This is a genomic window from Microbispora rosea, assembly GCF_044460045.1.
GTDB classification, from domain to species: Bacteria; Actinomycetota; Actinomycetes; order Streptosporangiales; family Streptosporangiaceae; genus Microbispora; species Microbispora rosea.
This window is the reverse complement of sequence record NZ_JBITJO010000004.1, coordinates 498576-519940: the sequence shown is the minus strand read 5'-3', so window position 1 is coordinate 519940 and position 21365 is coordinate 498576. Positions and strand designations below refer to the sequence as shown.

Below are 21365 nucleotides of genomic sequence, written 5' to 3'. Positions count from 1 at the left end.
AAAACCGCATAGACGTGCGGGACGAATGCCGTGCTGATCGCGCTGAGTTCTACTGGAAGTAACGGTACTGTCGCGTTGTGTGGCTCAGGTATAACTTCCGCCTCTACCCGACCCACGAGCAGCGTGTCGCACTGACGCGGGCGTTCGGGTGTGCACGGGTGGTGTTCAACGACGGGCTGCGCATGCGGCAGGACGCCCACGCGGCCGGGCGGCCGTACATCTCCGACGGGGACCTGTCCAAGCGGGTCATCACTGAGGCGAAGAAGACCTTGGAACGTTCATGGCTTGGCGAGGTGTCAGCCGTGGTGTTGCAGCAGGCGCTCGCCGACCTGAACCTTGCCTATCGCAACTTCTTCAACTCGATCACCGGCAGGCGGAAGGGGCCGAAGGTGGCCCCGCCCCGGTTCCGGTCGAAAAGGGACAACCGGCAGGCGATTCGCTTCACCAGAAATGCCCGGTTCTCCATCACTGCTGACGGGAGGCTCCGGTTACCGAAGATCGGAGACGTGCCGGTGCGGTGGTCGCGATCTCTGCCAGCTACACCCTCATCGGTGACAGTGGTCAAGGACGCGGCCGGGCGGTACTTCGCCTCGTTAGTGGTCGATGTCTCCGGCGATCCGCTGCCCGAAACGACCAGCGAGGTCGGCATCGACCTGGGGCTGTCCCACTTCGCCGTCATGTCGGACGGCCGCAAGGTGGATAATCCGCGTCTGCTGCGCCGGGCCGAACGACGCCTCCGAAAGGCGCAGCAGGCCCTCAGCCGCAAAGCCCCGGGGTCGGCCAATCGGGCCAAAGCCAGTGTCAAGGTCGCCAAGGCGCACGCCAGGGTGACCGACAGGCGCCGAGACTGGGCACACAAGCTCTCCACCCGGATCATCCGCGAGAACCAAGCGGTGTACGTGGAGGACCTGGCGGTGAAGGGGTTGGCGCGCACCCGCTTGGCCAAGAGCGTGTACGACTCGGGCTGGTCGGCATTCGTTGCCATGCTGGAGTACAAGGCCGCCTTGTATGGGCGCGTCTTCCACCGGATCGACCGGTGGTTCCCCTCCTCCAAGCTCTGCTCCGAATGCGGGGAGCTCGCCGCGTCCATGCCGCTGAGCATCCGGCAGTGGACCTGCCCCTGTGGGGCGGTCCACGATCGGGACGTCAACGCCGCCAAGAATATCCTCGCCGCCGGGCGGGCGGAGAGGCTAAACGCCTGTGGAGGGCAGGTAAGACCACCCCACCAGTGGCACAGCCCGTCGAAGCAGGAAGCCTCAGAGGTGCCGCATGACGCGGTGCCGGCTGAATCCCCAGTCTCTCCAAGATGGGGAGCGCGTCAACGAGGCGTGCTGCCTGACCGGGTCTCCGATTCGCGTACCCTTTACAGACGTGGCAGTCATCGATCCAGCCGAAGAAATCAACGAGCTTAGCGGCACGCTGAAGGGCATTCAGGAGGTGCTCGACCTCGACGCCCTGCGCAAGCAGATCGCCGAGTTGGAGGACCAGGCTGCCGCGCCCGATCTGTGGAACGACCCCGAGCAGGCGCAGCGCGTCACCAGCCGGCTCTCCCATCTGCAGGCCGAGGTCAACCGGGTGGACGGCCTGGGCCGCCGTCTGGAGGACCTGCCGGTCCTGTTCGAGCTGGCGTCCGAAGAGGGCGACGAGGACGCGCTGGCCGAGGCGGAAAGGGAGCTGTCCGCGCTCAGGTCCGAGGTCGGCGCGCTCGAGGTCCGCACGCTCCTGTCGGGCGAGTACGACGCCCGTGAGGCCCTGGTGACCATCAACGCGCAAGCGGGCGGCGTCGACGCGGCCGACTGGGCCCAGATGCTGCTGCGCATGTACCTGCGGTGGGCCGAGCGCAAGGGCTACCCGGCGGAGGTCTACGAGACCTCCTACGCCGAGGAGGCCGGCATCAAGTCGGCCACGTTCACGGTCAAGGCCCCCTACGCGTACGGCACGCTCAGGGGCGAGCACGGCACCCACCGGCTGGTGCGGATCAGCCCGTTCGACAACCAGGGCCGCCGGCAGACCTCGTTCGCGGGCGTCGACGTGGTGCCCGTGGTCGAGCAGACCGACCACATCGACATCAACGAGGACGACCTGCGCATCGACGTCTACCGGTCGTCCGGCCCGGGCGGCCAGGGCGTGAACACGACCGACTCGGCCGTGCGGATCACCCACCTCCCGACCGGGATCGTGGTCTCCTGCCAGAACGAGCGGTCGCAGCTGCAGAACCGGGCGACGGCGATGGCCGTCCTGTCCGCCAAGCTGCTGGAGCGCAAGCGCCAGGAGGAGGCCGCGGCGATGAACGAGCTGCGCGGTGAGACGACGACGTCGTGGGGCACGCAGATCCGCAACTACGTGCTGCACCCCTACCAGATCGTCAAGGACCTGCGTACGGGTGTGGAGGCGGGCAACCCCTCCGCCGTGCTGGACGGCGACCTCGACGAGTTCATCGAGGGCGAGATCCGCTGGTCGCGGCGCCAGGAGGCGGGTGACGGTCAGTAACCGCTGACGTGCGTGAGCGCGACGAGCGCCACGACCAGTAGCACGATCAGCGCGATGACCAGGGGCGACAGCCCCATGAACCCGTGGTGGTGAACCTTGGCGCGGCCCTCCCGGCAGACGGGGCAGCGCCCTTCCACCACGGGGCCCGCGCACGCGGCGCAGATCAAGTGTTCGCAGCTCATAGCAGCTTTACCGCCCCATCGCCCAAGGGCTAATCGTTTTGTTTCCGTTATGGACGTTCCATGCCAGTGTTACCCCTAGACTGGCCTCTGGCCAAACGGAACGTCGATCCAGAGCAAAGTGACCGGCGACCCCCGGACCGGCCGTCCAACCCCCTAGACTGGCTAGCCGTGATGCGCCCGTGATCCATCTCGATAATGTCACCAAGGTCTACGCGAACCAAAACCGGCCCGCCCTCGACCACGTGAGTGTGGACGTCGACAAGGGCGAGTTCGTGTTCCTGGTCGGTCCCTCAGGGTCGGGGAAGTCCACCTTCCTCCGGCTGGTGCTGAAGGAGGAGCGGCCCAACAGCGGCTCCATCCACGTGGCCGGCAAGGACCTGTCGAAGCTGTCCAACTTCAAGGTGCCGCACCTGCGCCGCCGCATCGGCTGCGTGTTCCAGGACTTCCGGCTGCTGCCGAACAAGAACGTCTACGAGAACGTGGCGTTCGCCCTGGAGGTCATCGGCAAGCCGCGCCGCTTCATCCGCAAGGTCGTGCCCGAGGTCATCGAGCTCGTCGGCCTGGAGGGCAAGGCGCACCGCATGCCGGAGGAGCTGTCCGGTGGCGAGCAGCAGCGGGTCGCCATGGCCCGCGCGTTCGTCAACCGGCCGATGATCCTGCTCGCCGACGAGCCCACGGGAAACATCGACCCCGCCACGAGCATCGGCATCATGAAGGTGCTCGACCGAATCAACAGGACCGGCACGACCGTCCTCATGGCGACACACGACGCCGCGATCGTCGACTCCATGCGTAAGCGCGTGGTCGAGCTCGAGGACGGCAAGATCGTCCGCGACCAGTCGCGCGGCGTGTACGGCCAGGCGTATTAGGAGTAACTGGGACCATGCGGGCCAACTTCATCTTCTCCGAGGTCTGGATCGGCCTTCGGCGCAACCTCACGATGACCATCGCGGTGATCGTGACAGTGGCGGTCGGCATGGCGCTGCTCGGCGTCGGACTGATGATCAACTCCCAGGTCTCGAAGCTGACCGGATTCTGGAGCGACAAGGTCGAGCTGTCGGTCTACCTGTGCACGAAGGGCTCGCCCTTCGAGCCCTGTAAGAACAGGGGCGCCGTCACCCAGGACGAGAAGGGGACCCTGGAGCAGACGATCAAGGGGCTCCCGGACGTCGAGCGGGTGCAGTTCGAGAACCAGGCCCAGGCGTTCAAGAACTTCCAGAGCACCGAGAGCAACACGCTGCTGCTTTCTGTGACCAAGCCCGAGGACATGCCCGAGTCGTTCCGGGTCAAGCTGAAGGATCCGGAGAAGGCGACGGCCGTCGCGAGCAGCCTCAAGGGGCAGCCCGGCGTCTCCAACGTCGTCAACGAGCGCGACCTGCTCCAGTCGGTCTTCGGCTTCATGGACACGCTGCGAAACGTGGCGCTCGGCATCGCGATCCTCATGGTGGTCGCGGCGACCCTGCTGATCGGCAACACGGTCCGGCTGTCGGCGTACAACCGCCGGAGAGAGACCGGCATCATGCGGCTGGTCGGCGCCTCCAACATCTACATCCAGCTGCCGTTCGTGCTGGAGGGTCTGATCGCCGGCCTCATCGGCGGCGTCCTGTCCGGTGTGATCCTGATCATCGTCAAGGTCTTCATCTTCGAGTCGATCCAGACCTACATGGCCGCGCCCCTCGGCTGGGACACGGTCGCGGGCGTGATCACCGGCACCATGGCCATCGGCGTGCTCATCTGTGTGCTCGCCTCTTTCGTCACCCTGCGCCGCTACCTGCGGGTGTGATCCCGCACCGTCGCGCAGCTCGTTTCCGCCCCTCGGGGCGACGGTAGGCTCCCCTTATGCCACGTGAGACCGGGCGCAAGCTGATCGCCCAGAACAAGCGTGCCAGGCACGACTTCTTCATCGAGGACACCTACGAGGCCGGGCTCGTCCTGACCGGCACCGAGGTCAAGTCCCTGCGGGCGGGAAAGGCCAACCTGACCGACGGCTACGCCTCGGTCGAGGGCGGCGAGGTCTGGCTGATCAACGTATACATCCCGGAGTACAGCCAGGGCACCTGGACCAACCATGCCGCCAGGCGGACGCGCAAGCTGCTGCTGAACCGCAAGGAGATCGGCAAGCTCGACGCGACGCTGAAGGAGAAGGGCCTCACGCTGATCCCGCTGTCGATGTACTTCAAGGACGGCCGGGCGAAGATCGAAATCGGCATCGCCAGGGGTAAGAAGGACTACGACAAGCGGCAGACGCTCATGGAGAAGCAGGCCAACCGGGAGATGGCGCGGGCCATGTCGAACGCGGTCCGCCGCCGGGGGGGCCGTTAGGCCGTGTCCTTCCGATCATTCGGGGTCGTCCGGGCGAGAGCCGTACGGGCCGCGCTCGCACTGGGGCTGGCCGCGCCCCTGCTGACCGGCTGCTTCGAGGAGTCGTCGCCGCACGACGCGGTGCGCGACTTCCTCGTCGGCTGGCAGACGGGTGACTACGCCGCCGCCGCGCGGCGCGCCGACGGAGACCAGGCGGCGGTGCGCAAGGCACTGGAGGACGCCAGGCTGCAGCTGGACGCCGCCTCAGTCCGTTTCTCCCTGCGGGGGATCAGCCAGGACGGCGACGCGGCGCAGGCCGGCTATCACGCCGAGGTGGACCTCGGTGAGAACAACCCCCTCTGGCAGTACGACGGGAACCTGCCCCTGCACCTGGTCGGCGGCCAGTGGAAGGTGCGGTGGTCGCCGAGCGTCATCCACCCCGACCTGCACCCCGGGCAGCGGCTCGCGGTCGCCACCGTCCCCAAGGGCCGCAAGCCGATCCTCGACCGGAACGGCAACCCGTTGCAGGACGAGACCGTGCTGCACGTCGCCGGGGTCGTCCCCGCCAAGGTCAAGGACCCCGGCCGGCTCTGCGACCAGCTGTCCAAGATCACCGGCTTCGCCCAGGACCGCCTGCTGAGCCGCATCCTGTCGTCGCCCCCGCAGGACTTCGTCCCCCTCGCGACGTTCGGGCGGACGAAGTTCGCCCAGATCAGGTCCAAGCTGGAGGCCATCCGAGGTCTGGAGTTTCAGATCGACAACCCGCCGGTCGCCCCCAAGTCGCCCACCCAGATCGTCGGGGTCGTCACGGCCATCACCCCGGAGGCGGAGCAGAAGCTCGGCGGACCGCAGCGGGCCGGCGACACGCTCGGCCGGGACGGCCTGCAGAAGGCCTACCAGGACCAGCTCACCGGCTCGACCGAGACCCGGGTCGTCATCCTCGACGACGCCACCGGCCGGCAGGTCAAGGAGCTCAAGGCGTGGCCGGGGCGGGAGAACTCGTCGGTCCAGACCACGATCGACAGCCGCCTGCAGAGCGTGGGCGACGCCGCGGTGGCGGGACCCCGCCCGGCCGCGCTCGTGGCGGTGCAGGCCTCCACCGGCGAGGTGCTGGCCGTCTCCACGACCCAGTTGCACCAGGAGAACGACGCGCTGGCCGGCAAGTTCGCGGCCGGCACCGCCTTCTCGGTCATCGCCGCGGAAGGACTGCTCCAGTCGGGCCTCGACCCGAAGCAGAAGGTGCCGTGCAGCGCCGACCGCACCGTGGGCGGAGCCCGCTTCCAGCAGCCCGGCGTCATCGGGGTGACGACGCCCACCTTCCAGACCGACTTCGCGCAGGGCTGCGTGACCGCACTGGCGTCGCTGGCCCGGCGGATCAGCGGGCAGCGGCTGTCGGACAGCGCGACCCTGTTCGGCATCGGCGGCGACTGGAGGCTGCCGCTCAAGACGTTCAGCGGGTCGATGACCGCCCCCAACGGCGACGCCGCCATCGCGAAGATCATGGCGGGGCAGGGCGCCCGCGTGAGCCCGCTGGCGATGGCCCTCGTCGCCGCGGCCGTCAAGTCCGGCACGTGGCGGCCGCCGGTGCTGGTGACCTCGCCCGCCGCTCCCGACCCGGTGGTCGGCGACGGCGCCCCACAGGCCACCGCCCAGCCCGTGACGCTCGATCCCGCGATCATCGCGAAGCTGCGCACGCTCATGCGGGCCGGCGTGACGTCCGGCGCCGCGTCCGCCGCCTCCGCCCCCGGCGACCCCGTGTACGGCGTGGCCGCCGAGGTCACCCAGACGGAGAAGAAGGAGCGAACCAAGCTCTCGTGGTTCGTGGGCTGGCAGGGGGACGTCGCGGTCGCCGCGCTGGCGGAGAGCGGCGATACGGCGGCCGCATCGGCGATGGCCGGGAGCTTCTTCCGGGACGCCCAGCCCCAGACCTGAAAAATGCTCGAAGGCGAGCAACCATCAGGGCGGCGACCGGCGTCTTTCTAGGTGACTGGGACCCGCTTGGGGGGTTGCGGGCCCAGTCACCGTGATGAGGACAGGGCTCCATCTCGGGGGGAGCCCTGCCCGTCTCGACCGGCTCGACCCTGCCGGTCGGCCCCCGGGAGCGCGCGCCAGAGGCCGCGATCCCGGGGGCTTCGGCATCCCACCGGACCGCCGGTGCGCCGGTCTACCCGGGGGGACGGAATTCGAGTCGCGTCGCCGGTGTTGTGACGAGTAAGCTTGTGAAGCCAGGTCCTCGGGTCTGGATTGACAACTGCACAGGGGGTGACCGGTTTCGACTTCGACATTGCAAGTCAGGGGAAGCGGGTCGGGGACTGCGGACATAACCCCGTCAACACTGTGACCGCAAAACAATAAGTGCCAATAACAAGAGCACTGAGGTCAGCCAGGCTTCCCTGGCTCTCGCCGCCTAAGCAGCGAGAAACCTCTGTCAGCCCGGGAGTGCCTTCGGCCCGGAACTGACATCGCTAGAAGGCTCAACCGTCCGGCCCGGTCACGGGGCTGTACGGGAAACCAAACAGTGACTGGGCCCGTCGGCGACTCGCCTGTGAGATTGCCGGGGCCGAGAAAATCGCAACAGGCTGCACCCGGAGAAGCCCTGTCTTGGTGTTGAAGGACGCGGGTTCGATTCCCGCCACCTCCACATCTCCGCCGAAGGGCGGGGAGGAAGCATTCGCTTCCTCCCCGCCTTTCTGCTGTTCTGCCCCTGGTGCGACCGGGTGCCCTTGGGAAGCGGTTCCCCGGCATGGCGAGTACTGTCGGGTCCGGTACGTGGGAGGGGATCTGCCGTGGGGGAGCCGAAAGTCCTGGGGGAGCCGGGAGTGCTGGTGCGGCGGTCGTTGCCGTCGGAGCCTGCCGTACGGGGATCGGCCTCGTTGTTCCTGACCGAGGCGCGGCGGCAGGGCGTGCGGGCCGGGCGCCGGATGCTGTACGTCGGCCCGGAGCCCGCGTCGGAGCACGTGGCCGCCGGGCTGCGGGTCGAGCCGGGAACGCCGGTGCTGGCCCGGCGCAAGCTGCTGCTCGCCGGGGACGTGCCGGTGCGGGTCGCCACGAGCTTCCTGCGGCTCGACCTCTTCGCGGACACGCCGCTGTGCGAGCCGGGCTTCCTCTCCCCGAGCCTGCAGGCGCGCATCGAGGAGCTGGGCCACCGGTTCGGGCGGGCGGAGGAACAGTTGGTGGCCCGGCCGCCCCGGGGTGACGAAGCGGCCACGCTGCGCCTGGACCCCGGAGAGTGGGTGGTCCAGATTGTGCGGGCCGCCTACTCGGCCGACGACCTGCCGATCCACGTGCTGGAGACGGTCTGCGCCGCCTCCCGGCACGTCTTCGACGTCGTTCAGGTGAGCGGCGCCGACGAGTTCTGAGCGGTGTAGGCGTCGATCTCCGCGAGCAGGGCCGACTTGCCCTCGGCGCCGAGGAAGGACGCATCCACCGCGGCGCGGGCCAGGTCGGCGACGCCCTTCTCGTCGAGGGAGAGCAGCTCGGCCGCCACGGCGTACTCCCGGTTGAGGTCGGTGCCGAACATCGGCGGGTCGTCGGTGTTCACCGTGACCGGCACCCCGGCCGCGACCAGCGCGGGCAGCGGATGCTCGGCCAGGCTGGGCACGGCCCGCGTGCACACGTTGGAGGTGGGGCAGACCTCAAGCGTGATCTTGTGCTCGGCCAGGTGCTCCAGCAGCGCCGGGTCCTCGACGCTGTGGATGCCGTGCGCGATCCGCTCCGCGCCGAGCTCGCGTACGGCGTCCCAGACGCACTGCGCGCCGGTCACCTCGCCGGCGTGCGGCACCGAGTGGAGCCCGGCGGCGCGGGCCGCGGCGAAGTGCGGGGCGAACAGCGATCGCGGCACCCCGTGCTCTCCGCCGCCGAGCCCGAGGCTGACGAGCCCGTCCGGTCGCTGGTCGAGCGCGAGGGAGAGCGTCTGATCGGCGGCCGGGACCCCGAAGTCGCCGGGGATGTCGAAGCACCAGCGCAGGATGGTGCCGTAGTCCGCCTCGACCCTGTGACGGGCGTCCTCGATCACCTCGCAGAACTCCTGCGGGGCGAAGCCCCGCACCAGATGGAGCTGCGGCGTGATGGTGAGCTCGGCGTACCGCACCTGCTGGGCGGCCATGTCGCCGCCCACGCCGTGGATCAGCGTCCACAGGTCGTCGGGCGTCCTCACCAGGTCCACCACCTGCAGGTAGACCTGCAGGAAATGGGCGAAGTCGCGGAAGTCGTAGAACGCCTCGACCAGCGCGGGGTCGGCGGGCACGGGCGTGAGTCCTTCGTGCCGTGCGGCGAGCTCGGCGACGATCCGCGGGGACGCCGCACCGACGTGGTGCACGTGCAGTTCCGCCTTGGGCAGCCCGGCGATGAACCGGGTGAGTTCTGGGGAGATCACGGGATCGAACGTAACAAGCAGGGAGGAGCCACCTCCAAGCGTTTCCGCGCTATCTCACACCATTTCGTCAGGATCGGGGTCACCCTCCGGCCGGCAGTTCGCTGAGCACGACGGTCACCGTCCTCTTGGTGCCGTCCGGCTGCATCAGCTCGACCTTGGCCGCGTCACCCGGCTTGAGCGTCACCAGGACCTGCGACAGGGCGGTGGCCGTGGGCGTGGGCGTGCCGTTGACCTTGACGATCACGTCGCCGGGGCGGATGCCGGCCTTGTCCGCGCCGCCGCCGGGGGACACAGAGCCGACGGCCACGCCGACCGGGTTGCCTTCCGCGTCGACCGCCGTGCCGACCCGTACGCCGAGGGCCGCCCGATGGCTGTTGACGACCCGGCCGTACCGGATGATCTGGCGGGCGATGTCGGTCGCGGTGTCGCTCGGGATCGCGAAGCCGAGGCCGGGCGCGGCGCCCTGGTTGGGATCGACGGCGGCCAGCGTCGGGATGCCGATGACCTGGCCGGACAGGTCCACCAGTGCGCCGCCGCTGTTGCCGGGGTTGATGGGCGCGGAGGTCTGGACGGCGTTGGTGATGGTCGCGGCCCCGCCGCCGGCGTGCCTTTCGCCCGTCACGGTGCGGCCCAGGGCCGACACGATGCCCTGGGTCACGCTGCCGGAGAAGCCGAGCGGGTTGCCCATCGCGAGCACGATCTGCCCGACCTTGAGGTTCGCGGAGCGGCCGAAGGTCGCGGGCGTCAGCCCGTTCTTGTTCTCGACCTGGATGATGGCCAGATCGCCGGGGGGATAGGAGCTCACCAGCCTGGCCCTCCTCGGCTTGCCGCCGGTCGCCAGCGTGACCTGGAACGTCGTGGCGGCGCCCACGACGTGGGCGTTCGTCAGGATGTGGCCGTCGGTGTCGTAGACGATGCCCGAGCCCAGCGCCTCCCCTGTGGTGATCTGCACGATCGACGGAAGGACTCTCTTGATGACCTGCTCGTAGGTCGTCTCCAGCTCGATCGGGCGGGACGGCACGGGCGCGGCCGTCCCCGTCCTCGGAGAGGCCGTCGGAGAGGCGGTCTCGCCCGGGGTGGTTCCCGGCGCGCATCCCCCCGCGACCAGCGCGGCCACGGCCGGGGCGGCGACCGTGCGGAGGACCTTCCGTGAGAGCTGCATAGTCCCCTGTCTACCTGCGGGAACGGTCGCCGCAAGGCGGCACGCCGGGACCGGCGCAGGTCATGACGGGTGCCGGGAACGGCCGATACCGGAGCTCCGCGGAACCCGGCCTAGCCAGCGAATATTCCTCTAGAATATGGTTCTACAAGGACCTAGTGCTGGAGGATCTTATGGCGATCGGGCTGAGCGAGGAGCACGAGGCGCTTCGCGAGTCGGTGACCGGATGGGCCGAGCGGGCCGTGCCCGCCGACCTCGTGCGAAGCACGGTCGGTGTCCTCGCCGATCCGGGAACGGAGGAGCGCCCGGCCTTCTGGCCCGCTCTCGCCGGCCAGGGGCTGCTCGGGCTGCACGTCCCGGAGGAGTTCGGGGGCTCCGGCTACGGCCTCCTGGAGGCGGCCGTGGCGATCGAGGCGCTGTCGGAGCGGGTGGCGCCCGGCCCGATGGTGCCGACCGTGCTCGCCAGCGCCGCGATCCTCGCCTCCGAGGGCAAGGCCCAGGCCGAGCTGCTGCCCGGGCTCGCGGACGGATCGCTGACCGGCGCGGTCGCGCTCGCCGCCGAGATCACCGGTGTCCGCGACGGCGACGCGCTGACGGTGAGCGGCGCGGCCGGGTTCGTCCTCGGCGCGGCGGTCGCCGACGTGCTGGTCCTGCCGGTGGCCGTGGACGGCGGTGAGGAGTGGGTGGCGATCGACGCCGCCCAGGCGACGGTCACCGCGGTCAAGTCGCTCGACCTCACCCGCGGCGTGGCCAAGGTCGAGCTGGACGGCGTACGGGTGCCCGCCGAGCGGGTGCTGACCGGCCTGACCGGCGCCGAGGTGCGGAACGTGGCCGCGATCGTCCTCGGGGCGGACGCGGCCGGCGTGGCCGCCTGGTGCGTGTCCGCCGCCGCCGACTACGCCAAGGTCCGGGTGCAGTTCGGCCGTCCGATCGGCCAGTTCCAGGGCATCAAGCACAAGATCTCGCGGATGCTGGTGGCGCTGGAGCAGGCGCGGGCCACCGTCTGGGACGCCACCCGGGCGGAGGGCGCCGAGCGCGACTACGCCGCCGCGATCGCCGCCGTCATGGCGCCCGACGCGGCCGTGCAGTGCGCCAAGGATGCGATCCAGACGTTCGGCGGCATCGGCTACACCTTCGAGCACGACGCGCACCTCTACTACCGCCGGGCGCTGACCCTCCGCGCGCTGCTCGGCTCCTCCTCCGAGTGGTCCGACCGGGTGGCGGCGCTCGCGCTCCAGGGCGTCTCCCGGGAGATGGAGATCGACCTGCCGGAGGAGTCGGAGCCGCTGCGCGAGTCCATCCGGGCGGAGCTCGCCGAGATCGCCGCCCTGGAGGGCGTCGAGCAGAAGCGGGCCCTGGCCAAGGCCGGTTTCGTCATGCCGCACCTGCCCAAGCCCTGGGGCCGCGCGGCCTCCCCGCTGGAGCAGGTGCTCATCCACCAGGAGGTCAGGGCGGCCAAGATCAAGCCGCCGCAGATGATCATCGGCGCGTGGGTGGTGCCGTCGCTGGTCACGTACGGCACGTCGGAGCAGCAGGAGCGGTTCCTGCCGCCGACGCTGAGCGGCGAGCTCATCTGGTGCCAGCTCTTCTCCGAGCCGGAGGCCGGCTCCGACCTCGCGTCGCTGCAGATGAAGGCGGAGAAGGTCGAGGGCGGCTGGAGGCTCAACGGGCAGAAGATCTGGACGTCGGTGGCGCACGTCGCCGAGTGGGCCATCTGCATCGCCCGGTCCGACACCTCCAAGCCCAAGCACGACGGCATCACCTACTTCCTCGTGCACATGAAGGCGCCGGGCGTCACCGTGCGGCCGCTGACCGAGATGACGGGGGAGAACCTGTTCAACGAGGTGTTCCTCGACGACGTCTTCGTGCCGGACGAGATGGTCGTCGGCGAGGTGAACGAGGGCTGGCGGGTCGCCAGGAACACGCTGTCGAACGAGCGGGTCTCGCTGTCGTCCGGCTCGGGCGGCACCGGAGCCTCGGTGCCCGACCTGCTCGGCCTGGCCGGCCGGCTCGGCCGTGAGCTCACCGCCGCCGAGCGGCAGGACCTCGCCCGCGTCGCCTGCGAGGCGCACTCGATCAACGCGCTGTCGCTGCGGGTGACCCTCAAGCAGCTCGCCGGCAGCGAGCCGGGCGCCGACGCGTCGGTGCGCAAGCTGCTGTCCACCGCGCACGCGCAGCACGTCTCCGAGGTGGCGGTCTCGCTGCTCGGCACGGCCGCCGTCACCGCCGCCGACTGGAAGCTCGGCGACGCCGGCTACTGGAACCGCGCCGTGCTCGCCACCCGGGCGATGACGATCTACGGCGGCACCACGGAGGTGCAGCTCAACATCATCGCCGAGCGCATGCTCGGCCTGCCCCGCGACCCGGAGCCGGGCAAGTAGCCCCCCGCCGTGATCTTGTAGTTTGTCGCACAGAAGTCGCTGACCTGCGGCGCTCCCTCTCGTGATCTTGCAGTCGAGCCGCCGGTCGTGCGCTCCGCCCGCGAAAACGCCCTCCGTGATCCGGCAATTGCTTGATCACGGAGGGCGTTGTCGCTGGTCGTGCGGCCAGGGTGCGCTTTTGTGCAAGATCACGGGCTGTGATGGCGCTGGTCAGAGCCCATCACTGCGCAAACTACAAGATCACGAGGGGGGTGGGGTCAGCCGGTGACGAGGGTGAGGCCGTACGCCGAGAGGGCCTCGTTGACGGGCTGGAAGTATGTGGTGCCGCCGGAGGAGCAGTTGCCCGAGCCGCCGGAGGTCATGCCCTGGGCCTGGCTGCCCGAGATGAACGAGCCGCCGGAGTCACCGGGCTCGGCGCAGACGTTGGTCCGGGTCAGGCCGCTCACCGTGCCCTGCGAGTAGCGGACGCTGGCGTTGAGCTGCTGGACGGTGCCACAGTGCCAGCCGGTGGTCGAGCCGGACCTGCAGATCGACGACCCCACGGTCGCGGCGGTCGAGCCCTTCACGGCCACGTTGCCGCCGCTGTAGTTGTTGACCCAGCCCCTGGGCGTCCAGTTGCTGTTGACCGCGACCCAGGAGTAGTCGTTGCCGGGGAACGAGGAGCCCTGGAAGGTGCCCTGCGCGACCCGGTTGTAGCCGGTCGTGGTGTTGCCCGCGCGGCCGCAGTGGCCGGCGCTGACGAAGCCGTTCGTGCTTCCCTTGCGTACGGAGAAGCCGATCGAGCACCGGGCAGAGCTGTTGATGTAGTAGGCGTCGCCGCCGCGCACGTCGTAGTAGGTCTGCGGCTGCTCGTTGGACTGCTCGACCCGTACGGCCGACTTGTCCACGCCGCTCGCGGCCACGAACGCCTCGGCCTCGGCGGTGTTGGAGGACAGCACGACGACGCTGTTGCTGAGCACGTCGACGTACCAGACGGACGTGGAGGCGGGCGCGCCGGAGGCGGCCCGGTCCAGTGCGGCCTCGGCGGACTCGAGCGCGGCGAGGTTGCGGCCGACGATCTTCGGCTGCGCGCCGGCGGCCAGCACCGCGCCCGCCTTGGAAGCGTCGGAGGTGGCGACGATGAAGCTCTCGGCGGTGGTGCCGGAGACCCAGGATCCGGCGTAGGCGTCACCGATCGCGGCACGGACCTTGGCGTCGGTGGACATGGCCTTCGCCTCGTTGGCCAGCCGGGCGTCGATCTGGGCGGGGGTGAGCCCGAGGTCGCGCTGCATGGCGTCCACCATTGCGGGCGGGGGCTTGACGGCGGAGGAGGCGGGAGAGTTGTTCGGCTCGGCCATGGCGGGGGTGGCGACCGTGGCGAGGGCCGTGACGGCCAGAGCGCATCCGGCGAGTACGGTGCGTCTGTGGAGCATGTGGGGCTCTCCTTGTCTTTGGGGGGTGCCGTCAACGTAACCGACCTCCGCTCTCAGGTGGATCTATCAGTTCGCCCCTATCGCCGAGTTATGGAACCGCCCTCGTCTGAGGATTCGCTGGCCCGAAATTGGTCGCTCCAGCACAGCGGGCACCGGCAGGGTCGTTCCGGATACCTCGCCGTGCGCTTCCGGCTAGGGAACCGCTCCGTATTCGGGGTTGGTGGCGAGCCAGTCGGCGTAGCGGGCGCTGCGCCGCACCGCGTCGGCGTACGCGGCCCGGGCGTGCGCGGCGACCACGGGGGCGGCCGCCCGCGCGCCGATCGAGTCGGCGTGCCAGCCGAGCAGATGCCGCCAGCGCAGCGGCGCACCGGCCAGCGGCATCATGACCAGCCCGGCGGTGAGCCGGAAGGTGGCCTGGCACAGGGCGACCGCCTTGCCCACTCCGACCAGGTGCAGGCAGGTCGCCACATCCGTCTCGTAGATGGACTCGGGGACGAACCCGGCCCGGGCGCAGGCGGCGGCGAAGCAGTCGGCGAAACAGCCGTCGCCGGGGGCGACCGTCCAGTGTTCCTCGGCGAGGCTGGACAGCTCCAGTTCCTTCTCCCCCGCGAGGGGGTGGTCCTCGGACAGGAGCACGAAGACCGGGTCGGTGCCGACCGTGGTCCAGTTCATCGCCTCGGCCGGGGGTGGCGGGCTGTCGCCGCACGTCCCGAGCAGCACGAAGTCGAGCCGGCCCGCCACCGCGAGCGCGGTCAGCTCACCGGCGGACCACGAGGTGCGGGTGGTGACGGGGACGCCCGGCTGGTCGGCGGTCAGCCGCTCGACGAGCCCGCCGAGTATGGGCCCGTTCGTCGCGCCGAGACGATAGCCGGGCAGCTTGACGGAGGTGTTGGCGAACCTCACCGCGTCCTCCTGAAGGTCCCGTACGGCGGGCAGCAGCACCCGGGCGCGGGCGAGCACCATCTCGCCGAGAGGTGTGGGACGGGCGCCGTTGCGGTCGCGTTCGAACAGCGGACCTCCTAGTGATCGCTCGATGCGCTTGAGCTGAGCGGTGAGCGACGGTTGGGCGAGGCCGAGCCGGGTGGCCGCTTTCGTGACGCTCCCGGCTTCGGCGACCGCGTGCACGATTCTCAGATGGCGGATCTCCAGATCCATAGAGGGACGGTACGACCCCGGTGGTATGGCCGCAATCCCGCATTGTCATGAAATCTGACTTTGGTCCGTGAGCTATCGTCGCCGCTGTGACGCATGGTGCCGATGGGCCGTGCCGCAGGGAGGCGGCGACAGTGTGGAACGCGTTCTCACCTGGGGCGTCGGCCGTCCTCGAATGCCTGGTTACCGGCTGGTAGGAACCCGCCCGATACGGCTAATTAGAACGCGTTGCAGTTCACTGGGAGCCGTCGTACGTTCGAGGCATGCGGACACGTGTCACCGACATGTTCGGAATCGAGTTCCCCATTTTCGCCTTCAGCCACTGCCGGGACGTCGTCGCCGCGGTCAGCCGCGCCGGCGGCATGGGAGTGCTCGGCGCCCTGTACTTCACCCCGGAAGAGCTCGAAATCGAGCTGAAGTGGATCGACGACCACGTGGACGGCCGTCCGTACGGCGTCGACGTGGTGATGCCCGCCTCCTACGCGGGCGCGGACCTCGACGTGGACTCTCCGGCCGAACTGGTGGCGCGCCTGCAGGGGATGATCCCGCAGGGGCACCGGGCCTTCGTGGAGGACCTGCTGGCCCGGCACGGTGTGCCGCCGCTGGACGGCTCCGACTCCGGCAAGGTGCTGCTCGGCTGGACCGACGCGACCGCCCGGCCGCAGGTCGAGGTCGCGCTGCGGCATCCCATCGCGCTGCTCGCCAACGCCCTCGGCCCGCCGCCCGCCGACGTCGTCGAGCACGCGCACGCGAAGGGCGTGAAGGTGGCCGCGCTCGCCTCCACGCCCCGCCACGCGATCAAACAGGTCGAGGTCGGCGTGGACGTCGTCGTGGCGCAGGGCACCGAGGCCGGCGGCCACACCGGAGAGATCTCCACGATGGTGCTGATTCCGCAGGTGGTGGACGCGGTGGACGTGCCGGTCCTGGCCGCGGGCGGCATCGGGTCCGGCCGCCAGATGGCCGCGGGCATGGCGCTCGGCGCCGAAGGCGTGTGGACCGGCTCGATCTGGCTGGCCGTGGAGGAGGCCGACACCTCGGAGACCGTACGGCAGCGCATCATCGCGGCCACCTCCCGCGACACGGTCAGGTCGCGGAGCTGGACCGGCAAGCCCGCCCGCCTGCTGAAGAACGAGTGGACCGACGCGTGGGAGTCGGCCGAGTCGCCCGGCACGCTGCCGATGCCGCTGCAGTTCATGCTGATCTCCGACGCGCTGCGGCGGATCGGCAGGTCGGACGCGACCGAGCTGGCCACGTTCCCGGCCGGTCAGATCATCGGCGCGATGAACCAGGTCAAGCCGGCCAGACAGGTCGTCTTCGAGATGGTGGAGGAGTACATCGAGGCCATGGAGCGCCTCGGCCGCATGACCGGCGACGGGTGACGCCGCGAGCGGCGAGGGCTCTCGCGCGCCCGGTCCCTCACCCCTGCCGTACCCTGCCCGCACCCCTGCCCCGCCTCCCTCGGTCGCTCGGCCGCTGCGATTTACTGGCGGTGCAGTTGCGCGAGCCGAGGGAGGACGCCGGGGATGAGTGGTGCCCGCGACGAGACCGTGGCGGAGGCCCCGCCCAGCCCGCCGCCGATCATGGGGAACGTCCCCGGCTCCTACGCCCTGAGCGTCTTCAGGGAGCGGCATCCGGTCCTCGTCCGCCAGATCGCGGGGGCGCTGCCGTACCCGCCGGACCGGCGGCGTGCCCTCGACCGGCTGCTCGACGAGGTCGTGCGCGACGTCATGGAGCCGCTGGAGCCGTCGGCGCACGACGGCGCCGCCTGGGCCGAGTGGGGACGCGGCAGGATCGGCCGGCGCTACGTCGACGTGCCGTTCCTGTGGGGGGAGAGCTACTTCTATCGCAAGGTGCTCGAAGCCACCGGATACTTCGGCGACGGCCCGTGGCGCGGGGTCGATCCGTTCGGCCCCATGAAGCAGGCCGAGCTCGACGGCCCGGTCGTGGACGCGGAGCTGGCGGCGCTCGACGAGACGGCGACGCTCTCCCCGGCCGAGCGGGCCGACGCGCTGCTGCTCGGCGCGCTCTGGGGCAACCGCGCGGACCTGTCCTTCGGCGTCACCGCCGAGGGCGACAGGGAGAGGGCCGCGGACCTGGTGGTGGACGACCGCCCGTTGCTGTGGTCGCTGATCGAGGCGGCCGCCCCGGGGAGGATCTGCCTGGTCGCCGACAACGCGGGGCGCGAACTGCTGCCCGATCTCGTGCTGGCCGACCATCTCCTCGCCCAGGGGCTCACGGGCGAGGTCGTCCTCCACGTCAAGCCATTCCCGTACTTCGTGTCCGACGCCACTCCCGCCGACGTGCTCGCGTGCCTGCGGCGGCTCGCCGCGGCGCCCGGCCGGGCCGGAGAGGCGGGCGCCCGCCTCTGGACCGCGATGGAGGAGGGACGCCTCACCTTGCGGGCGCATCCCTTCGCCTGCGCCCCGCTGCCGTACGCGGAGATGCCGGACGACCTGCGGGAGGAGTTCGCGTCGGCGTCGCTGACCGTCATGAAGGGCGACCTGAACTACCGGCGGCTCGTCGGCGACCGGATGTGGGCGGCGAGCACGCCGTTCGCCGCGGTCACCGGCTACTTCCCGGGGCCGGTCGTCGCGCTGCGCACGCTGAAGTCGGACGCGCTCGCCGGCGTGCCGGAGCGCACGCTGGCGGAGCTGGACGCGCCCGGCCGTCCCTGGCGGACCACCGGCACCCACGCCATGGTCCAGGCCCGCCCCTGACGGCTGCCCGGTCCGGCCGCGTGCAGGACATGCGCCTAGCCTGCCATGAGCTGGGCCAGTCGGTCCCAGGTCGGGGATGAGGCTCCGGGCTGGGTTCGCGCGGCCAGCCGGGCGACGGCAGGGTCGTGGACGGGCCGGGACTCGGATCGGCTGTGGTGGGCGGCGAACCAGCGTCGCGTACGGTCCGCGAGGGCGGGAAGACGGGGGTCGCTCGGCGGCCAATCGTAGGCGGCGTCGTGTTCGAGATAGAGCGCGCGGAATTCCGGGTCGGCGATGAGTTCGCGTTTCTCGGCGATCCACAGGGCGGCGTCCTCGGGTGAGGCCGTCTGCATGAGGATCCACCCGTCGCGTTCCAGGCGGATCTGACGCTCACTGACGCCGAGCCGGCGCAGGTCGTCGAGATGAGCGGCGACTTCGGGGGAGACGAAGAGCCCGTCGCCGCCGCGCAGCTGGGCGAGTTGATCGCGGACGTGCCGCAGCTGCGCGATGCGGTCACGGACGTCGCGGTCGATCTCGGCCACGGCCGCCGCGAGCGCATCGGGGTCGGCGTCGAGGAGGTCCTTGATGCGGGCCAGCGGCACGCCCGCCTGAGCCAAGGTCCTGATCTTGATGAGCTGGACGGCGTCTTCGGCGGTGTAGCGCCGGTAGCCGGACGAGTCGCGGCCGGGCTCGGGGAGCAGACCGCGCTCGTGGTAGTGGCGGACGGCTTTGACGGTCACTCCGGCGTAGTCCGCGAGCCGGCCAATCGTGATCACGCTGGACATCCTCGCACCGGACCGTCACACGCGCCGGGTCAGGCGGCCGCCGCCGTTGCGGAACCGCGCCCGGCCGTCGCGGACGTCGTGGTAGGAGACGAGCAGCAGCCGGAGGTATCCGTCGAACGTCTCCAGCGGGTATCCGGCGGGTGCGAAAAGGCCGGGCCGGATCGGCACGTAGCGCTGCGGCGGGGCGGAGGTCATGCCGCCCGCGAACTCGGTGAATATCCGCTTCTGGGATTCGTCCGCCGGTTCGTACGTCGTCCGCTCCTCGAGCTGGCCATCGACCACGCGGACGTCGATGCGGAGCTGGTTGGAGCGGTAGGTGCCCACGTAGGAGGTGAGGTCGACGTCCTGTTCCGGTTCGGCGATCAGGGGAGGGATGCGGACGCCGAGATGCTCGCTCAGGAGCCGCCGCAGGATCTGGTCGTGCAGCACGATCGCCCCCGGTGTGTTGCCGTAGGCGGCGAAGACCAGGTCGTGCTCGGGCACGACGCACAGGATGGACACGCCGCCGGGCGACGCGCCCGACATGGCGAGCACGGTCGTGTCGCCGAACGGATACCGCACCCAGCCCAGGCCCATCGGCGGGACGTTCGGGGTCGCCATGTCGTACGAGACCTGCTGCATCAGCGCGGTCGACCCGGCCGACAGGACACGTGCGCCCGATGGGGACAGACCGCCCGCGAGGTGGGTGCGTCCGAAGGCGAGCAGGTCGGCGATGGTGCCGATCGGTGTGCCGCCGGCCGGCCCCCAGGTGTCGGGCAGCATGAACATGCCCGTGGGCCTTGCCGCCATGGTCCGCGGGTCGGGGAAGTGACCGATGGCCGTGCTGCGCAGGATGGCCTGTTCGGCAGATACGCCGGAGTCCTTCATGCCGACGGGTGCGTAGATGTCGCGTTCGAGCAGGTCGGGGAAGGGGACGCCGGTCACCGCTTCCAGCAGCCGACCCGCGACGATCATGCCGCCGTTGCTGTAACTGAGCATCTCGCCGGGTTCGAACAGGGTGCCGCAGCCGCTCGCGAGGCCGTGGACGTAACTCTTCAGAGCGTCGCGGCCCTTGGCGTCGGGGAAGAAGAGGTCGGCGTCGATGCCGTTGGTGTGTGAGATGAGATGGCGGACCAGGATCTTGTCCGCCGCGCCCGGTGTGGTCAGGGCGAAGTCGGGGAGGTGCTTCACCACCGGTGTGTCGAGGTCCAGCAGGCCCCGGTCTACCTGCTGCAGGACCAGCGTGGTGGTCAGGACCTTGGTGACGGAGCCGAAGAGGAATCCGGTGTCCTCGACCATCGGGGCGCCGGTGGCGGCGTTCGCGGTGCCGTGGGCGACGACGACCTGCCGGCCGGCGTGGTGGACGCCGGCGACGAACCCGGGGACGTTCCCGGCCTCGCAGTAGGCGGCGGCCTGCTCGCGGATCTGGGCTTCGACGGTGTGCAGCGCGTTGTCGTTCATGCGGAACATCGTCGAACCCTGCCCCTGGGGCAAGGTCAAGCAGCGGCGTGGGCGTCCGCTGGGGGGCGCGTCATCGGCCCTGATATAGAGTTATCGGCCCTGATAGAGGGGAGGGCGCTTGTCGCGGAAGGCGCGGGAGCCCTCCTTGGCGTCCTCGGAGCCGATGACCGGCCAGCCGATCGCGTCGGAGACCTTGAGGGCCTCGGCCTCCGGCATGCCCAGCGTCTCGCGGTAGGCGCGCAGGATCGCCTGGACGGCCAGCGGCCCGCAGGCGGCCACCTGATCGGCGATCTCACGGGCCGTCTCCAGCGCCTGTCCGTCCGGCACGACCCGGTTGACCATGCCCATCGCGAGCGCCTCGGCCGCCGTGACCGGCCTGCCGGTGAGCAGCACGTCCATGGCGAACGCGTACGGGATCTGGCGCGGCAGCCGTACGGCGCTGCCGCCCATCGGGAACAGCGCCCGCCGCGCCTCGAACAGCCCGAGCGTGGCGCTCTCGCCGGCGACGCGCAGGTCGGTGCCGACGAGCAGTTCGGTGCCGCCCGCCACGGCGTACCCCTCGACGGCGCACACGACGGGCTTGGCGGGCAGTGCCTCGGGATCGCGCAGCAGGCCCTTCCAGTGGTAGTCGGGGATCTCGGCGGCCCGGCGGCGCACCCGCTCGTCCTCGGACGGCGTGCCCATGGCCTTGAGGTCGGCCCCGGCGCAGAATGTGCCGCCCGCGCCGGTGAGGATGCCGACCCGCACCTCCGGCTCGTCCGAGATGTACCGCCACGCCTCGGCGAGCCCCACCAGCATGTCCTGTGAGAGCGCGTTCCTGGCCTCGGGCCGGTCCATCGTGACGACCACCACGTGACCGTCGCGCTCGATCCGGCAGTGCGGGGTGCTGATGGGCAGGAGCTCCACAGGTGTCCTCCAGCTGGGCGGCGTCACCGGCTCGATCAAGCGCTTGTTCGACATGGCGCGCGGGGTTACTCTGCCCGCAAGAACTA

At 70.2% G+C, this 21365-nt stretch carries 18 protein-coding genes and 1 other RNA gene; 11 read left to right on the top strand and 8 right to left on the bottom strand.

Annotated features, from left to right (window positions below; all coding sequences use genetic code 11):
* The first annotated feature begins 77 nt into the window (after positions 1-77).
* Complete coding sequence (locus ACIBK1_RS19680) at positions 78-1412, top strand: RNA-guided endonuclease InsQ/TnpB family protein (protein WP_396736641.1); 1335 nt, start codon at positions 78-80, stop codon at positions 1410-1412.
* Entirely contained in the window at positions 1372-2490 is a 1119-nt protein-coding gene (gene prfB / locus ACIBK1_RS19675; RefSeq protein ID WP_030509254.1) for a peptide chain release factor 2, read from the top strand. The genes ACIBK1_RS19680 and prfB overlap by 41 nt, the downstream gene beginning before the upstream one ends.
* Here the strand turns inward: prfB and ACIBK1_RS19670 are convergent.
* Positions 2484-2672, bottom strand: a complete 189-nt coding sequence (locus ACIBK1_RS19670) for a hypothetical protein (protein ID WP_030509253.1) — start codon at positions 2670-2672, stop codon at positions 2484-2486. The two genes, prfB and ACIBK1_RS19670, sit on opposite strands and share 7 nt — an antisense overlap.
* 179 nt (positions 2673-2851) lie before the next feature.
* Here ACIBK1_RS19670 and ftsE point away from each other — a divergent pair, with 179 nt between their 5' ends.
* From ftsE to ACIBK1_RS19640, 6 genes are all read left to right on the top strand, one after another.
* A complete protein-coding gene (gene ftsE / locus ACIBK1_RS19665) occupies positions 2852-3541 on the top strand; it encodes a cell division ATP-binding protein FtsE (RefSeq protein WP_030509252.1) in 690 nt (229 codons plus the stop codon).
* A gap of 14 nt (positions 3542-3555) precedes the next feature.
* Positions 3556-4455, top strand: coding sequence for a permease-like cell division protein FtsX (ftsX, locus tag ACIBK1_RS19660; RefSeq protein ID WP_030509251.1), 900 nt, complete (start codon positions 3556-3558; stop codon positions 4453-4455).
* A 56-nt stretch (positions 4456-4511) separates the two neighbouring features.
* On the top strand, positions 4512-4994 hold the full coding sequence (gene smpB / locus ACIBK1_RS19655) for an SsrA-binding protein SmpB (RefSeq protein WP_030509250.1): 483 nt from the start codon (positions 4512-4514) through the stop codon (positions 4992-4994).
* A gap of 3 nt (positions 4995-4997) precedes the next feature.
* Positions 4998-6905, top strand: coding sequence for a penicillin-binding transpeptidase domain-containing protein (locus ACIBK1_RS19650; RefSeq protein ID WP_030509249.1), 1908 nt, complete (start codon positions 4998-5000; stop codon positions 6903-6905).
* A gap of 326 nt (positions 6906-7231) precedes the next feature.
* Positions 7232-7617, top strand: a transfer-messenger RNA (tmRNA) gene (ssrA, locus tag ACIBK1_RS19645).
* 142 nt (positions 7618-7759) lie between these two features.
* Positions 7760-8332, top strand: coding sequence for a UTRA domain-containing protein (locus tag ACIBK1_RS19640; RefSeq protein ID WP_231513969.1), 573 nt, complete (start codon positions 7760-7762; stop codon positions 8330-8332).
* Here the strand turns inward: ACIBK1_RS19640 and ACIBK1_RS19635 are convergent.
* Together ACIBK1_RS19635 and ACIBK1_RS19630 are read right to left on the bottom strand one after the other, a co-directional pair.
* The gene (locus ACIBK1_RS19635; protein ID WP_231513968.1) at positions 8305-9348 is read right to left on the bottom strand and encodes an adenosine deaminase; all 1044 of its coding nucleotides are present in this window, start codon (positions 9346-9348) and stop codon (positions 8305-8307) included. The genes ACIBK1_RS19640 and ACIBK1_RS19635 overlap by 28 nt on opposite strands.
* A gap of 79 nt (positions 9349-9427) precedes the next feature.
* Positions 9428-10510 carry a S1C family serine protease gene (locus ACIBK1_RS19630; protein WP_030509246.1) on the bottom strand — a complete coding sequence of 361 codons (1083 nt, stop codon included), beginning with the start codon at positions 10508-10510 and terminating at the stop codon, positions 9428-9430.
* Positions 10511-10680: 170 nt separating this feature from the next.
* Between ACIBK1_RS19630 and ACIBK1_RS19625 the strand changes: the two genes are divergently transcribed.
* On the top strand, positions 10681-12888 hold the full coding sequence (locus ACIBK1_RS19625; RefSeq protein WP_396737260.1) for an acyl-CoA dehydrogenase: 2208 nt from the start codon (positions 10681-10683) through the stop codon (positions 12886-12888).
* Positions 12889-13145: 257 nt separating this feature from the next.
* Here ACIBK1_RS19625 and ACIBK1_RS19620 read toward each other — a convergent pair whose 3' ends face one another.
* A complete protein-coding gene (locus tag ACIBK1_RS19620; protein ID WP_030509244.1) occupies positions 13146-14300 on the bottom strand; it encodes a S1 family peptidase in 1155 nt (384 codons plus the stop codon).
* Between the two features lie 192 nt (positions 14301-14492).
* On the bottom strand, positions 14493-15455 hold the full coding sequence (locus ACIBK1_RS19615; RefSeq protein WP_030509243.1) for a LysR family transcriptional regulator: 963 nt from the start codon (positions 15453-15455) through the stop codon (positions 14493-14495).
* A 260-nt stretch (positions 15456-15715) separates the two neighbouring features.
* On the opposite strand from ACIBK1_RS19615, the gene ACIBK1_RS19610 reads away from it, so the two are divergent.
* Positions 15716-16831, top strand: coding sequence for an NAD(P)H-dependent flavin oxidoreductase (locus tag ACIBK1_RS19610; RefSeq protein WP_030509242.1), 1116 nt, complete (start codon positions 15716-15718; stop codon positions 16829-16831).
* A 144-nt stretch (positions 16832-16975) separates the two neighbouring features.
* Positions 16976-18169 (top strand): damage-control phosphatase ARMT1 family protein, encoded by a 1194-nt coding sequence (locus tag ACIBK1_RS19605; protein WP_396736637.1) that lies wholly within the window; start codon positions 16976-16978, stop codon positions 18167-18169.
* A gap of 35 nt (positions 18170-18204) precedes the next feature.
* On the opposite strand, the gene ACIBK1_RS19600 is transcribed toward ACIBK1_RS19605, so the two are convergent.
* From ACIBK1_RS19600 to ACIBK1_RS19590, 3 genes are all read right to left on the bottom strand, one after another.
* Entirely contained in the window at positions 18205-18924 is a 720-nt protein-coding gene (locus ACIBK1_RS19600) for a MerR family transcriptional regulator (protein WP_396736634.1), read from the bottom strand.
* Positions 18925-18948: 24 nt separating this feature from the next.
* The gene (locus ACIBK1_RS19595) at positions 18949-20373 is read right to left on the bottom strand and encodes a serine hydrolase domain-containing protein (RefSeq protein WP_396736631.1); all 1425 of its coding nucleotides are present in this window, start codon (positions 20371-20373) and stop codon (positions 18949-18951) included.
* Between the two features lie 90 nt (positions 20374-20463).
* Positions 20464-21333, bottom strand: coding sequence for a crotonase/enoyl-CoA hydratase family protein (locus ACIBK1_RS19590; RefSeq protein ID WP_357314123.1), 870 nt, complete (start codon positions 21331-21333; stop codon positions 20464-20466).
* Between the last annotated feature and the right edge of the window lie 32 nt (positions 21334-21365).